The 14,513-nt window shown below is 70.6% G+C and carries 14 protein-coding genes and 1 other RNA gene; 11 read left to right on the forward strand and 4 right to left on the reverse strand.

The window, feature by feature from the left end; translation table 11 throughout:
- The first annotated feature begins 140 nt into the window (after positions 1–140).
- Entirely contained in the window at positions 141–1,319 is a 1,179-nt protein-coding gene (locus DCI01S_RS14475) for an FAD-dependent oxidoreductase (RefSeq protein WP_061229892.1), read from the forward strand.
- On the opposite strand, the gene DCI01S_RS14480 is transcribed toward DCI01S_RS14475, so the two are convergent.
- On the reverse strand, positions 1,316–2,443 hold the full coding sequence (locus DCI01S_RS14480) for an acyl-CoA dehydrogenase family protein (protein ID WP_061229893.1): 1,128 nt from the start codon (positions 2,441–2,443) through the stop codon (positions 1,316–1,318). The two genes, DCI01S_RS14475 and DCI01S_RS14480, sit on opposite strands and share 4 nt — an antisense overlap.
- A gap of 169 nt (positions 2,444–2,612) precedes the next feature.
- On the opposite strand from DCI01S_RS14480, the gene DCI01S_RS14485 reads away from it, so the two are divergent.
- The gene (locus DCI01S_RS14485; protein ID WP_082767846.1) at positions 2,613–3,257 is read left to right on the forward strand and encodes a TetR/AcrR family transcriptional regulator; all 645 of its coding nucleotides are present in this window, start codon (positions 2,613–2,615) and stop codon (positions 3,255–3,257) included.
- A 151-nt stretch (positions 3,258–3,408) separates the two neighbouring features.
- On the forward strand, positions 3,409–4,119 hold the full coding sequence (locus tag DCI01S_RS14490; protein WP_061229884.1) for a chymotrypsin family serine protease: 711 nt from the start codon (positions 3,409–3,411) through the stop codon (positions 4,117–4,119).
- A gap of 119 nt (positions 4,120–4,238) precedes the next feature.
- On the opposite strand, the gene DCI01S_RS14495 is transcribed toward DCI01S_RS14490, so the two are convergent.
- From DCI01S_RS14495 to DCI01S_RS14505, 3 genes are all read right to left on the reverse strand, one after another.
- On the reverse strand, positions 4,239–5,444 hold the full coding sequence (locus DCI01S_RS14495; protein ID WP_061229885.1) for an acyl-CoA dehydrogenase family protein: 1,206 nt from the start codon (positions 5,442–5,444) through the stop codon (positions 4,239–4,241).
- A gap of 49 nt (positions 5,445–5,493) precedes the next feature.
- Positions 5,494–6,900 carry an acyl-CoA dehydrogenase family protein gene (locus tag DCI01S_RS14500; protein ID WP_061229886.1) on the reverse strand — a complete coding sequence of 469 codons (1,407 nt, stop codon included), beginning with the start codon at positions 6,898–6,900 and terminating at the stop codon, positions 5,494–5,496.
- A 121-nt stretch (positions 6,901–7,021) separates the two neighbouring features.
- A complete protein-coding gene (locus tag DCI01S_RS14505; protein WP_061229887.1) occupies positions 7,022–7,831 on the reverse strand; it encodes an inositol monophosphatase family protein in 810 nt (269 codons plus the stop codon).
- Positions 7,832–7,995: 164 nt separating this feature from the next.
- Between DCI01S_RS14505 and prfB the strand changes: the two genes are divergently transcribed.
- From prfB to ssrA, 8 genes are all read left to right on the forward strand, one after another.
- Complete coding sequence (prfB, locus tag DCI01S_RS14510) at positions 7,996–9,102, forward strand: peptide chain release factor 2 (protein WP_007633875.1); 1,107 nt, start codon at positions 7,996–7,998, stop codon at positions 9,100–9,102.
- On the forward strand, positions 9,102–9,998 hold the full coding sequence (locus DCI01S_RS14515) for a mechanosensitive ion channel family protein (protein WP_061229888.1): 897 nt from the start codon (positions 9,102–9,104) through the stop codon (positions 9,996–9,998). The genes prfB and DCI01S_RS14515 overlap by 1 nt, the downstream gene beginning before the upstream one ends.
- Positions 9,998–10,786 (forward strand): hypothetical protein, encoded by a 789-nt coding sequence (locus DCI01S_RS17340; RefSeq protein ID WP_061229889.1) that lies wholly within the window; start codon positions 9,998–10,000, stop codon positions 10,784–10,786. The genes DCI01S_RS14515 and DCI01S_RS17340 overlap by 1 nt, the downstream gene beginning before the upstream one ends.
- A 105-nt stretch (positions 10,787–10,891) precedes the next feature.
- Positions 10,892–11,581 (forward strand): cell division ATP-binding protein FtsE, encoded by a 690-nt coding sequence (ftsE, locus tag DCI01S_RS14525; protein WP_061229890.1) that lies wholly within the window; start codon positions 10,892–10,894, stop codon positions 11,579–11,581.
- Positions 11,581–12,483, forward strand: coding sequence for a permease-like cell division protein FtsX (gene ftsX / locus DCI01S_RS14530; RefSeq protein WP_007633868.1), 903 nt, complete (start codon positions 11,581–11,583; stop codon positions 12,481–12,483). Before ftsE ends, ftsX begins: the two co-directional genes overlap by 1 nt.
- 97 nt (positions 12,484–12,580) lie before the next feature.
- Positions 12,581–13,090 (forward strand): SsrA-binding protein SmpB, encoded by a 510-nt coding sequence (gene smpB, locus DCI01S_RS14535; RefSeq protein WP_007633865.1) that lies wholly within the window; start codon positions 12,581–12,583, stop codon positions 13,088–13,090.
- On the forward strand, positions 13,090–13,935 hold the full coding sequence (locus tag DCI01S_RS14540; protein ID WP_061229891.1) for a DMT family transporter: 846 nt from the start codon (positions 13,090–13,092) through the stop codon (positions 13,933–13,935). Before smpB ends, DCI01S_RS14540 begins: the two co-directional genes overlap by 1 nt.
- 82 nt (positions 13,936–14,017) lie before the next feature.
- Positions 14,018–14,391, forward strand: a transfer-messenger RNA (tmRNA) gene (gene ssrA / locus DCI01S_RS14545).
- Positions 14,392–14,513 lie beyond the last annotated feature (122 nt).

Below are 14,513 nucleotides of genomic sequence, written 5' to 3' on the forward strand. Positions count from 1 at the left end.
AGTGTCCGATCCGCGTCGGCGACCACCGCACGCCCGCCGGCGTCGAACCCCCCGGGGACCTGCTGCGGACCCTGGAGGACACCGGTATGAAGACCCGCGCCGCCATCGACGAAGGGCCCTCGTCGACTCGGACGGCCCGGATGACCGACCATGGGGGCGTGACACTCGAACCCGGGACACCCGCCGCGCCCGTCGACGTGGTCGTCATCGGAGCCGGGCAGGCCGGCCTGTCCGCCGGATACCACCTGCGACGCCGTGGCTTCGCCCCGGCCGGTCGGGCCACGGGTGAGGACCGGAGCGACCGCACCTTCGTCATGCTCGACGCCGACGAGGCCCCGGGCGGCGCGTGGCAGCACCGCTGGGAGTCGCTCACCATGCGCACGGTCAACGGGATCTTCGCCCTCCCGGACCACCCCGTGCCCGACGCCGACCCGGACACGCCCAGCCGCGAGATCCTGCCCCGCTACTTCGCCGACTACGAGGCCCGCCACGACCTCGACGTCCGGCGGCCGGTCCGCGTCCGCTCGGTACGCAGACCTGTCCCCGGGCGGGACGACCCGGCCGGCGACCACCTCGTCGTCGTCACCGAACCGACCGGCGCGCCCCGCCCCGGCGACCCACGGACCTGGGCGGCCCGCTACGTCATCAACGCCACCGGCACCTGGACCCGACCGTTCTGGCCGTACTACCCCGGACAGGAGACCTTCCGCGGGCGACAGGTCCACGTCCACGACTACGTGTCGGCCGACGAGTTCGCCGGGCAGCGCGTCGTGATCGTCGGCGCCGGCATCTCGGCCACGCAGCTGCTCGAGGAGATCTCCCGTGTCGCCGACACCCTGTGGGTGACGCGGCGGGAGATCGAGTGGGAGACCGGGCCGCCTCCGGAGAACTTCTCCGCGGCCATCGACCGCGTCGCCGAGCGCACGGCGAGGGGGCTGCCGCCGGAGAGTGTCATCCGCGTCACCGGCATGTACCGCGCGCCGTGGATCGACCGCGCCGACGCGCGCGGCGTCCTCGTGCGCCACCCGATGTTCACCCGCATCGAGCCCGACGGAGTGCGGATGCCCGACGGGCGGCTCGAGCCGGCGGACGTCATCCTCTGGGCCACCGGGTTCCGGCCCGCGATCGCCCATCTCGCCCCGCTCGGGCTGCGGACGGCCGAGGGCGGGATCCGCATCGCCGGCGGACGGGCGCTCGACGAGCCGAGACTGTTCCTCATCGGCTACGGCCCGTCCCAGTCGACCGTGGGGGCCAACCGGGCGGGCCGTGACGCCGTCCGCCAGATCGTCGCGGACCTGCGGGAGGGCTCGGGACTCTAGAGCGTCCGGGAGATCAGCTCCTTCATGATCTCGTTGGTCCCGCCGTAGATCTTCTGCACGCGCGCCGAGGCGTACATGCGGGCGATCGGGTACTCGGTCATGAAGCCGTAGCCGCCGAAGACCTGCAGGCAGCGGTCGATGATCTCGCACTGCTTGTCCGTGCAGAAGTACTTGGCCATGGACGCCGTCGCCGGGTCGAGCTCGCCCGCCAAATGCAGCGAGATGCAGTGGTCCAGCAGAGTGCGGGCGGCCAGCGCCTCGGTCTTACACTCGGCCAGCTCGAAGCGCAGGTTCTGGAACTTGAGGATCGGCTTGCCGAACGCCTCGCGCTCCTTGGCGTAGTCGGTCGCCAGGCGCACGGCGGTCTCGGCGGCGGCGACCGCGGTCACCGCGATGATGAGGCGCTCCTGCGGGAGCTGCTGCATCAGCTGGATGAAGCCCTGCCCCTCCTGGCCCTCGCCGCCCAGGATGTTGCCCGCCGGGACGCGCATGTCGTCGAAGAACAACTCCATCGTGTCCTGGTACTTCAGGCCGATCTTGTCGAGCTTGCGGCCGCGGTTGAAGCCCTCCAGCCCCGGCGTCTCGGCCACCAGCAGGGACAGGCCCTGCGCGCCCTCGCCGCCCGTGCGCGCCACGATGACGAGCAGGTCGCAGTGCATGCCGTTGGAGATGAACGTCTTGGAGCCGTTGACCACGAAGTCGTCGCCGTCGCGCGTGGCCGTGGTGCGCAGTGCCTGCAGGTCCGACCCGGCGCCGGGCTCGGTCATGGCGATGGCGCCCACCATCTCGCCGGTCGCGAGCTTCGGCAGCCAACGCTGCTTCTGCTCCTGGGTGCCGTACTGGAGGATGTAGTGGGCGACGATCGTGCTGTGGACCGAGTTGCCCCAGCCGTCGTCCAGCGCCCGGGTCTGCTCCTCCGCGATGACGGCCTCGTGGGCGAACGAGCCGCCGCCGCCCCCGTATTCCTCGGGGATCGAGATGCACAACAGGCCCGCGTCGCCGGCCTTGTTCCAGAACTCGCGGTCCACCGCGCCCTGCTCGGCCCACCGCTCGAGGTGCGGGGCGGTCTCCTTCTCGAGGAAGGCGCGGGTGTGCGCTCGGAGAGCGTCCAGGTCGTCGGTCATCCAGGGGGAGCGGAAGGGGGCGGGCTCTAACACGGGGCGACTCCAGAGTGAGGTGGGGGCCGGCGTGGCCTTGTCGAGCACCACCATACAACCGCATGGCATACAGGTGTATGGTCGTCATTCCGGCGGTCGCCGCGGGCGCCGCACGTCGCGGCGAGAGGTGTGCGTGATGGGCGAGGTGGGTTCAGATGGCCCCGGGTCCGGCGGCGGCGCAGAGGCGGGCGACTCCGGCCCGCCGCGCTCCGCCGATGGCGACCTCACCGCCCGCGCGCGGATCCGGTACGCCGCCCTGGAGCTGTACTCGGACCACGGCGAGGACCGGGTCTCCATGCGCCGCGTCGCCGCCGAGGTCGGCGTGACCATCGGGCTGATCCAGCATCACTTCGGCACCAAGGAGGGGCTGCGCCGCGCGGTGGACGACCTCGTGGTGGAGCACGTCGTCGACGCGCTGGCGACCGTCGAGAACACCGGGTCCCCGGCGGAGGTGGTCGCGGCCCGCGACGCCGCCGTGCGCGACATGCTCGAGCGCAACCCGATGGTGGTGAAGTACATCAACCGCGCCCTGATAGAGCCCGACGGCCGGGGCGCTCCGCTGCTCGCGGCGATCGTCGACCTCACCACCAGGGAGGTCGAGAGTCTGCGCCGCGGCGGCCACGCCTCCACGCGCTCCTCGGACAAGGTCCAGGTGGTGCGCACTCTCATGGGGCAGGTCGGCGAACTGTTCCTCGAACCGATCGTGGCCGCGATCTGGTCTCGGATCGGCGGTGCCGACGACCGACGTCCCACCCTCCGGATCACGGTCGGGGAGCATTGACCGGCGGTGTGCCGCTGGGGCGGTGGCGCCGCACCCGGATTCGGGAGGCGGGCCGGTGACGCGCGCGTGCGTCGTGCACGGCGGGGCCCCGGCCGCTAGTCTGACGGAGCGTAGACCCGGGCATTCCGCCAGGGGTGGGAAGGACACGCTCATGAGGTTCACCCGTCTGGCGAAATTCGCCGCGACGGCCGTGATGGCCGGCGCCGCCACGCTGATGGCGCCCGCAGCCGCCCAGGCGGCGGTGCCCGTCGGCGGCGCGACCCCCGTGCTCGTCGGGGGAGTGGCGGGATGCACCATCACCGCCGCCGGCTACGACGCGGCGGGCACCCCGGTCGCGTTCACGGCCGCCCACTGCAGCGATCGGATCAACGTCCCGGTCATCCTCCGCGACAACCAGGGCGCGGGCGTGATCGGCACGGTCGCCACCCGCAACGAGATCCTCGACTACTCGGTCATCCGCCTGGACCCGGGCGTCGCGGTTCCCGTCCGGCAGGCCGGCGTCGTCGGCCGAGCCCCGGCTCCGCAGTTCGGCGACGTCGTCTGCAAGGACGGACTGTCGACCGGCCACACGTGCGGCATCACCTGGCAGCGCGAGGGCGACAGGTTCTGGAGCCACGCGTGTGCCGGGTACGGGGATTCCGGCGGGCCCATCACCCGCGACGGCCGGCTCGTGGGCCTGGTCTCGGGCGGCCACATGCCGCCGGCGGCCGGGGCGGCCGGCAGCCTCGGCCCTGTCCTGCCCTCGTGCCTGCACCCGGCCCAGTCGCCGTTCTTCCTGCCCGCGCTGGGGTACTCGTTCGACGCGATCGTCGCCGACGCCACCGCGCGCAACTGGCCCGGCAGCGGCTTCCGGATGGCCTGACGGCCCGGCCGGCCCCGGGATCCATCGAGAAGAGCGTTCCGCACACCCCCTCGGCGTGGTGTGCGGAACGCTCTTCTCGTTGATCCGACGGGTCTCGTCGACCCGTCCGGCGGGTCAGCTCACTTCAGCTCGGCGCTCGACAGGTCGAGGATGCGCCGGGCGATGACCAGCTGCTGGATCTGCTGGGTGCCCTCGAAGATGTCGAGGATCTTGGAATCGCGCGACCACTTCTCGAGGAAGCTGCGCTCGGAGTAGCCGTAGCTGCCCGCGAGTTCGACGGCGCCCAGTGTCACGGCAGAGCCGGTGCGCCCGGCCTTGGCCTTGCACATCGACGCTTCCTTGGTGTTGGGCATCTTGTTGTCGGCCATCCACGCCGCGCGCAGCGTGAGGAGGTACGCGGCCTCCCAGTCGGCCTCGAGCTCGAGGTACTTGGCCACGGCGGCGGGCTGGCTGGTGGCGGGCCGGTCGTAGTCGATCTCCATCCCGGCCTCCTCGAGGAGCGTGCGGATCTCCTCGAGCGCGGCGCGCGCGACGCCCACCGCCATGCCCGCGACCAGCGGACGGGTGTTGTCGAACGTCTGCATGGCGCCGGCGAAGCCCTTGTCCACGCGGATCTCCGGGTCGCCCAGGAGGTTCTCCTTGGGGACGCGGCAGTCGGTGAAGGTGATCTGCGCGGTGTCGGAGGCGCGGATGCCGAGCTTGTGCTCGAGCCGGTCCACGGAGACGCCGGGGTGGTCGCGCGGCACGACGAAGGACTTGATGGCGGCGCGGCCCTTGCTCTTGTCCAGGGTCGCCCACACGACGATGTGGTCGGCACGGGCACCGGAGGTGACGAAGATCTTGGTGCCGTTGAGGACGTACTCGTCGCCGTCGAGGCGGGCGGTGGCCGACACGGCGGCGGAGTCGGAGCCGAAGTCCGGCTCGGTGATGGCCATGGAGGCCCACACGCGGCCGAACTTCTCCATCTGCTCGTCGTTGGCCACGGCCGCGATGGCGGAGTTCCCCAGGCCCTGCCGGGGGATCGAGAGCGTGAGGCCGACATCGCCCCAGCAGGTCTCGATGATGTTGAGCAGCGATTTCATGTTGCCGCCGTTGGAAACGCCCTCGCGCTTGGGGGCGCCGCCGGATCCCATCGTGGCGCCCGAGGCGGCCTGGCCGGCGTCCTCCATGGCCTCCATCATGGCCTTGAGGGTGTCGAGTTCCACGGGGTACTCGTGCTCGGCGAGGTCGTACTTGCGCGAGATGGGCCGGAAGATCTGGGTGGCCACCTGGCGAGCCTGATTAGCGCCCACCTGCAGCTTCTTGGGTAGTTCGAGGTTGATCATCGCTGGATGTCCTTGGTCCGGTTCGGGAGGGTGGCGGGGCGGGGGGCGGTCACAGGACCACCACGCCCTCGGCCACGCCCACGGCGCGCAGGTCGCGGTACCAGCGCTCGACGGGATGCTCCTTGGTGAACCCGTGCCCGCCCAGCAGCTGGACACCGTCGAGGCCGATCTTCATCCCCTTGTCGGCGGCGATCTTGCGGGCCAGGGCGGCCTCGCGGGCGAACGACAGCCCCTGCTCGGCGCGGGAGGCGCCGCGCCAGGTGACCAGGCGCATGCCGTCGAGCTCGGTGGCCATGTCGGCCACCGCGAACGCGACCGCCTGGCGGTGCGCGATGGGCTCGCCGAACGCGTGGCGCTCCTTGACGTAGGGCGTGACGTAGTCGAGGACCGCGTGGGAGGTGCCCACGGCCAGCGACGCCCATCCGAGGCGCGAGAGGCGGATCACGTCGGCGTAGGCGGCGGCGCGGTCCTCGGGGGACACGTCCGGGCCGCCGAGGATCGCGTCGGCGGGCACGGCCACGTCGGTGAGGACGAGGCGACCCAGGCCGGCGGCGCGCAGGCCCATGGACGGATCGGCCTCCACCACGAGTCCGTCGGTGTCGGATTCCACGAAGAAGAAGGTCGGCGCGCCGTCGAGGGTGGCGGCGACGACGAAGAGTTCCGCGCTCCCGGCCGTGGGCACCATCGACTTGACGCCGTTGAGCGTGAAGCCGCCGGGGGTACGCACGGCGGTCGTCTTCAGGTCGAACGGGTCGAACAGTGGCCGGGGCTCGGCCACCACGACGGCGGCGGCCGGGACCTTCTCGGAGGCGAACGCCGGCAGGTAGGACTTCTGCTGGGTGTCGGATCCGAACTGGGTCAGGGTGGTGGCCACGCCGGACGGCGCGAGGATCGGCAGGGCCAGGCCCATATCGCCGTAGGCGAGGGCCTCGGCGACGAGGGAGTTGGTCACCACGCCGCGCTCGGAGGCGATGCCCTCGAACTCCTCCGGGACGTTGAGCATGGTGGCGCCGATCTCGGCGGACCGCTCGAGAAGTGAGGCGGGTGCCTCGGCGGCGGCGTCGGCGTCGTGGGCGGCCGGGCGGATGACCTCGGTGGCGAACTCGCGCACGGTCTGGGAGATCATCTGCTGGTCCTCGTCCAGCGTGAGGTCGAACAGGTCGGGCCGCGCCTCGGTGTCGGCGTCGGGTAGGCGCTTGGGCGCGCCGCCGCCGGACACCTTCTTGAACGACTTGGTCGCTGCCCCGAGGGTCTTGAATCCGGTCTTGGTGGCCTCGTAGGTCACCCGGTCGACCTTCTGGCGCAGTCCGAACCGCTCGGCGAACTCCGACCCGGTGATCGTGGTCAGCGCACGCATCGCGGCGCCGATGGCGTCGATGCGTGTGGGGTTCTTGCCCGGTGTGGAGGTCTTCGCGCGTCCCGTCGTGGGCGGGGTCGTGGGGTTCTTACTCATCATCACCAGCTGTTCTCGTGACGGACGGTGGGCGGTGTGGTCGCCAACACCTTACTTCGGAGTAAGTTCCGAGCGCCACACTTTCCCCTGAAGTTCTCGGCACCGTTGTTCGGCGGGGGTTGGTTCAGCCGCGGAGCAGGGCGACCGCCTGGTCGACGGCACCCTGGCGGCCCGCCACGAACCAGTCGTAGCCGTTGACCTCCACGGTCGCGCAGACCCCGCCCGCGCCCTCGACGAGTGCGCGGCCGGGCAGCCAGTCCCACTCCGGGCAGGAGTGCTGGCACCACACGGTGTGGATCCCGCAGGCGACCGAGGCCAGGTCGACCGATCCGGATCCGAGCATCCGGATGGTCGCCGCGCCCCGGCTCACGCGGTGGAACGGCTCGGCCAGATCGGGGTCGGTGAGGAACGGCGGGTGGAGGTAGGTGGCGAGACTGCCGGCGGCGAGGTCGCCGGGGGACAGCGGGGTCACGGGGACGCCGTTGCGGCGGGTGGGCGTCTCGGAGCCGCCGACGAAGGTCTCGCCGGTGGCGGGGCGGTGGACCGCGCCGAGCAGGTAGTCGTCGGGGCCGCTGAGTGCCACTGCCGAGCACCAGTAGTCGGAGCCGGAGACGAAGTTGTAGGTGCCGTCGACGGGGTCCACGACCCACCGCCGGTCGTGGCCGCCGGCGACCAGGGTTCCCTCTTCGCCGAGGACGCCGTCGTCCGGCCGGTGGGCGGCGAGAAGCGCGGTGATGTGTCGTTCGGCGGCGTCGTCCGCCTCGGTGACGACGTCCGAGACGGACGTCTTGCGCCGGACGTCGAGTCCGTCCTCGCGCAGGCGGCGCGCCAGGGTGCCGGCGTCGACGACGAGGCGGGCGGCCAGGTCGACGTCGGACAGTCGCCCGGTGAGCTCGTCGGACGGGGGGCGCGGGTGGCCGGTGTCGATGGACATGCACTTCCTCCGCTGGGGTCGCGGCGCGCTGACCACGGGCGGCAGCGGGTCCGCGGCTCTCGACGCTACCCGCGGCGGGCGACCACGGGTGATGTGGCGGGTCACGTCGGGGCGACGGGCGGGGAAACGGTGGGCGACGCCCGGGCCGCGTAGACTCGGATCTCGTGCACCCTGAAGTCTCCGCCGACATCGCAGCCCTCGACGCGACCATGACCACCGTCGAGAAGGTTCTCGACATCGACGAGCTCGCCCGCCGCGTCGACGAGCTCGAGCAGATGGCCGCCGACCCGGACCTGTGGAACGACCAGGACCGGGCTCAGAAGGTCACCAGCGAGCTGTCGTACATCCAGGCGGACCTACGTCGCTGCCGCGAACTGCGGCAGCGGATCGAGGATCTGCCGCTGATGTACGAGCTCGCGGAGGAGGAAGGCGGCGACGCCGTCGAGGAGGCGGATGCCGAGCGGGCGAGCCTGCGTGAGGACGTCGAGGCCATGGAGGTCAAGACGATGCTCAGCGGTGAGTACGACCAGCGTGAGGCCGTCGTGAACATCCGCGCGGGCGCCGGCGGTGTCGACGCCGCGGACTTCGCGGAGATGCTCATGCGGATGTACGTGCGCTGGGCGGAGAAGAACGGCCACAAGGTCGAGGTCTACGACACCTCGTACGCGGAGGAGGCCGGCATCAAGTCCGCCACCTTCATCGTCAAGGACCCGTACATGTACGGCACCCTCTCGGTCGAGCAGGGCACCCACCGCCTCGTGCGCATCTCGCCGTTCGACAACCAGGGGCGCCGCCAGACCTCCTTCGCCGAGGTCGAGGTGCTTCCCGTGGTCGAGACGGTCGACTCGATCGAGGTCCCGGAGAACGAGGTCCGCGTCGACGTGTACCGCTCGTCGGGTCCCGGTGGGCAGTCGGTCAACACCACCGACTCCGCGGTGCGCCTCACGCACATCCCCACGGGGATCGTCGTGACGTGTCAGAACGAGAAGTCGCAGCTGCAGAACAAGGTCGCGGCCATGAAGGTTCTGCAGGCCAAGCTGCTCGAGCGCAAGCGGCAGGAGGAACGGGCCGCGATGGACGCCCTCGGTTCGGGCGGCAACGCGTCGTGGGGCAACCAGATGCGCTCCTACGTGCTGCACCCGTACCAGATGGTCAAGGACCTCCGGACCGAGCACGAGGTCAACAACCCGTCGGCGGTGCTCGACGGTGACATCGACGGATTCATCGAGGCCGGCATCCGGTGGCGGATGCGGGAGGGGGCCGACGCCTAGTGAGGGTCCAGACCGACTTCAGCGGAATTCTCCGTTGGCTGAGCAACGAGGGTCTGGAGGTCGTCCTCCTCGTCCTGGGGGCGGCCCTGCTGACCCGCGTGATCGGCAAGATCGCCCGGATGTGGACCGGCCGGATCGACGCCAAGAACGCGGACAAGGAGCTGTGGTCCGAGGAGTCCAAGCACCTGCACTCGCTGATCCAGGTGCTCTCCTATGTCGCCGTCGCCGTCCTCTACGTCCTCTTCGGGATCCAGATCCTCCTGCGCTTCGGCGTGAACCTCGTCGCCCTGGTCGCGCCGGCGACCGTCCTCGGCGCGGCACTGGGCTTCGGCGCGCAGAAGATCGTCCAGGACTTCCTCGCGGGATTCTTCGTCCTCGCCGAGAGGCAGTACGGGTACGGCGACATCGTGGAGCTCACGACAGCGACCGGCGTCGCCGCCGGCACCATCGAGGACGTCACTCTCCGCGTCACCCGGCTGCGCACGCTGGACGGTGAGGCCGTGATCGTCCCCAACGGTCAGATTGTCACCGCCGTCAACCAGTCGCAGGACTGGGCGCGGGCGATCATCGACGTTCCGGTCCCCAACAACGCCGACATGGACAAGGCGCACGAGGTGCTGGCCGAGGTGTGCCGGGACATCGTCGACGACGACCGTGTGGGCGAGTACGTGCTCGACGAGCCGTCCGTGATGGGCGTGCAGTCCATCAAGCTGGAGCAGACCATCATCCGCCTGCTCGCCCGCACCAAGCCGGGAATGCAGTGGGAGGTCGGCCGGCGCATGCGCGCGGTGATCCTGCGACGGTTCAGGCAGGAGGGCATAGTCCTGGAACCGGAGGCGCTCGCGGCCATCCGGGCGGGGATGCTCCGCCCGCAGACCGGAGAGGGGAGCGTCTGATGGCACGGCACAGAGACGACGACACGACCCGGAACGACGACACGACCCGGAACGACGACACGACCCGGAACGACGACACGACCCGGAACGACGACCCGATCCGCGACGGTGACGTGGCCCGGGGCGCCGACGCGACCCCCGACGCTGATACGACACCCGACGCCGGTACGGCCCGGGAGGATGACGCCACGCGTCAGGAGCCCGTGCTGCGCCAGGACCCGTCCGCCCGCGAACAGCCCGATCCGCTGGGCCTCGGCGGCACGCCACCGCCCGACGCGCCCTCACGCCGGCCGAAGCCCGCGATCGTGGCGCTGATCGGGGAGTTCCTGTCGATGTCGCGGACGACCGCGATCCTTCTCGGCGCGTTCGTCGTCGCCGGGGTGCTGTATCTGCTCGTCCGTGAGCAGCCGGTCGTCGCCTTCGGCCCGCCGGCCCCGCCCGCGACCAGTGCGCCGACCGAGCCGGCTGAGTCATCGTCCGAGCAGACCGGGCCGTCGGAGATTACGGGCACCACCGATCCCACTCCCACGACAGGGCCGGATCAGACGGGGACCGCGACGACCGGGACGACGACCACCGGCCCCGAGGGCACCGCCACCACCAGCCCGGGCCCGGGTGGCTTGCGCGGAACGGCGGGATCGACTCCCACCCGGCAGGAGCAGACGCAGGCGCCGCAGCAACAGGCGCCGCAGGAGCAGCCTCAGCAGCAGTCGCAACAGCAGACCGGTCAGCAGGCACCCGAGGGCGTTCCGACCTCTGTTCCGAGCGGCGGCGCCCTCGAGGGGTGACGCCTCTCGCTCGGGCACCGGGCGGCGCTTCGGCGGCCCCGCCGGCGGATCGCGGTGTTCGGCCAGCAGCGCCGACAGTGACGGGTGTGGCGCTAGGCTACTGGCGTGATCAGTGCTGACCGTGTGACCAAGTCGTACGCGTCCGTGACGCGTCCGGCTCTGTCCGATGTGAGCGTGGAGATCGACGACGGCGAGTTCGCCTTCCTCATCGGTGCCTCCGGCTCCGGTAAGTCGACCTTCCTGCGGCTGCTGTTGAGGGAGGAACGGCCGGACTCGGGTCGGCTCGTCGTGGCCGGCCACGACCTCACACGCATGAAGAACTCGAATGTGCCCGGGCTGCGGCGTTCGCTCGGCTGCGTGTTCCAGGATTTCCGCCTCCTGCCGGGCAAGACGGTCGCGGAGAACGTGGCGTTCGCGCTCCAGGTCATCGGCAAGTCCCGCCGGACCATCGAGAAGGTCGTCCCGGAGACGCTCGACATGGTCGGACTGGGCACCAAGGCGAACCGTCGGCCGCACGAGTTGTCCGGGGGAGAGCAGCAGCGCGTCGCCATCGCGCGGGCGTTCGTGAACCGTCCCGTGCTGCTGCTCGCGGACGAGCCGACGGGCAATCTCGACCCGGAGACCAGTGAGGACATCATGCTGCTGCTCGACCGGATCAACAGGACGGGCACCACGGTGCTCATGGCCACGCACGACCGCCACATCGTGGACCGGTCGCGCCGCCGGGTCGTGGAGCTGGTCGACGGTGCAGTCGTGCGGGATGACGCGCGCGGGACTTACGGGGTGGATCGCTGATGGCCGTCCGATTCATCGCCTCTGAGGTCGCCCAGGGACTGCGCCGGAACCTCTCCATGACGCTGGCCATGATCATCACCACGGCCGTCGCGCTGGGGATGCTGGGCGCCGGGCTGCTGGTGGCGATGACCGCGTCCGCGAGCCAGGCCAAGTACGACTACCTCAACGAGTTCCGCGTCTACGTGGACCGCTCGATCTCCGTCGAGGACCCGGAGTGTGCGGCGGAGTGCGCGGGAATTCGCGAGCAGCTCGAGGAGACGCCGGGCGTGGCGTCGGTGGAGTACAAGAACCCGCAGGAGACCTACTCCGAGTTCGTCGAGCTGTTCGCCTCGACCGACCCGGTTCTGGTGGAGTCGACGTCGCCGGACGCTCTCGGCTCGCGGTTCACCCTCACTCTGTCCGATCCGACGCGGGCGGAGGAGGTCGCGGTGGATCTGGCGGACGTGTCCGGGATCGAGGTCGTGCAGGGGCAGGGTGAGCTGGTCGAGCGCGTCTTCTCGGTTCTCGGCGGCATCCGCAACGCGGCGTTCGCCATAGCGGTGGTTCAGCTCGTGGCGACCGTCCTGCTCATCGCCAACATGACCCAGATCGCGGCGTTCACGCGACGCACCGCGGTCGGGATCATGCGCCTGGTGGGCGCGAGCCGGTGGTACACCGAGTTGCCGTTCGTGCTCGAAGCGGTGATCGCGGCGATCACCGGCGCCGTCCTTGCGGTGGGGGGTCTGTTGGTGGCCAAGAGCGTGTTCCTCGACAGGGTGCTGGACGAGGCGTACCGGGCGAATCTCGTCGAGAGGATCACGACCTCCGACATTCTGGTTCTCGCCCCGGGGCTCGTCGTCGCCGGCGCGGTGGCCTCCGCGTTGACGGCGTGGGTGACCCTGAGGCTGACGGTCCGGCACTGATGGCCCGGTACTGATGGCCCGGCACTGACGGCCGCCGCCCCTTCCGGCTCGTCTAGACTCTGGGGGCTGCGCAACAGCAACGAGGAGGTGAACCGACGTGGCCAAGAAAAACAAGAAGAAGGGCGCGTCCTCCCTCGGCTCCGACGGGAGCATCGTCGCGAGTAACCGCAAGGCCAGGCACGATTTCCACATCCTGGACACCTACGAGGCCGGGATCGCCCTCGTGGGCACCGAGATCAAGAGCATGCGGGAGGGTAAGGCCTCGCTGGTCGACGCGTTCGCGACGGTCGACGACGGCGAGGTGTGGCTCCGCGGGCTCCACATCCCCGAGTATTCGCACGGGAGCTGGACGAATCATGCCCCCAAGCGGGCGCGGAAGCTCCTGCTACACCGCCGGGAGATCGACTCGCTCGTGGGCAAGGTGCGCGACGGGAACGCGACGCTCGTCCCGTTGTCGCTCTACTTCGTGAACGGTCGCGTCAAGGTCGAACTGGCCGTCGCGCGGGGTAAGCAGGCCCACGACAAGCGGCAGGACATCGCCCGGCGGACGGCCGAGCGCGAAGCGGTCCGCGAGCTGGGCAGGAAGATCAAGGGCATGCGGGCGTGATGCCGGTCGCGCTGGCGTCGACCTCGGCGGTGGCGTACGGCATCAGTGACTATCTCGGTGGCGTGGCGTCCCGCCGCGCGCGGGCGTTGCGCGTCGTCAGCGTGGCCTACCCTGTCTCGATCGTGCTCGTGGGGGTCGCGGCCCTCGTCGCGGGCGGGTCACCTACTCCGGCGGGCCTGGGGTGGGGGTTGGCGTCCGGGCTCGCATCCGGCGCCGCGGTGTGGACGTTCTATGTGGCGCTGTCCCGGGGGCCGATGAGCGTCATCTCGCCGATCACGGCGGTCCTGGCCGCCGCCGGACCTCTGGCCTTCGGGTTGGCGGCGGGGGAGCGGCCCGGGTCCGCGGCGATGGCGGGGATGGCGGTGGCGCTCGTGGCCACCGTCCTCGTGTCCCTGGAGGGCGCGGACGGCTCGTCCGCCGCGCACGGGCGGTTGACGGCGTCGCTCCTGGTGATGTCGGTGGTGTCGGGCTCGGCGTTCGCCGCCTTCTTCGTCCTGTTGTCGCGGGTGCCCGCGGGCGAGGGGCTCTGGCCGGTCGCGGCGTCGCGGGTAGGCGCGACGGTGATGTTGCTCGCCGCTGCCGTGGCCGCGCGTGAGTCGTTCCGCTTCCCGCGCCGTCTCATCGCGATCGGGGTGGTGATCGCCGTGTTCGACGCGATCGCGAATGGTGCGTTCTACTTCGCCTCCCAGGCAGGGATGCTCTCCCTCGTCAGCGTCATCGCCGCCCTGTACCCCGCCTTCACCGTCGCGCTGGCGGTCACGCATGGGGGCGAGCGGATGCGCGCGGTCCAACTGGCCGGGCTGGGCCTGGCCGGCGTCGCGATCGTCCTCCTCACGCTTGGCTGACCGGAGACGGACGTCACCCTGGTATTCGACGGTCCCCGGGGGTATGGTTGGAGGTCCGTCGGCGGAAGTCGGCGGCTCCTGAGGGGCTGATGTGGTTTCGACTACGTGAGCTGACGCAGGGGAAGCGTGCCGGTGCAGGCCAGAGACCACCGTAAGCGTCGTGGCAACCAATTACGCGCCGATACCAATCAGCGCGACTACGCCCTCGCTGCCTGATAGCGAGCCCGTAGTCTGTCGGCCCGGGGTCGCTCTCGCCCCGGAACCCGGCATCATCTAGAGGGATCACCGGCTCACCCGGTCACGGGGTGGGTCGGGACAACTCACAGTGACTGGGATCGTCATCGCCAACACGTCCGCATGAGGGCGAGATCCGAGTAGAGGCCAACGCGGACTGCGCACGGAGAAGTCCTGCCGATGCTGCGGAGGACCCGGGTTCAATTCCCGGCAGCTCCACAATCGGGCTGAACCCCCGGTCGTCTCGACGACCGGGGGTTCAGCGCATTTCATAGTGCTGCTCGGAACCATCGATGCAGAGCCCGTCCGCGCGCCGGCCGCCGGCGCTGGCCCCCTCCTGCCTC

This window comes from Dietzia cinnamea NBRC 102147 (assembly GCF_001571065.1).
Taxonomy (GTDB): Bacteria; Actinomycetota; Actinomycetes; order Mycobacteriales; family Mycobacteriaceae; genus Dietzia; species Dietzia cinnamea.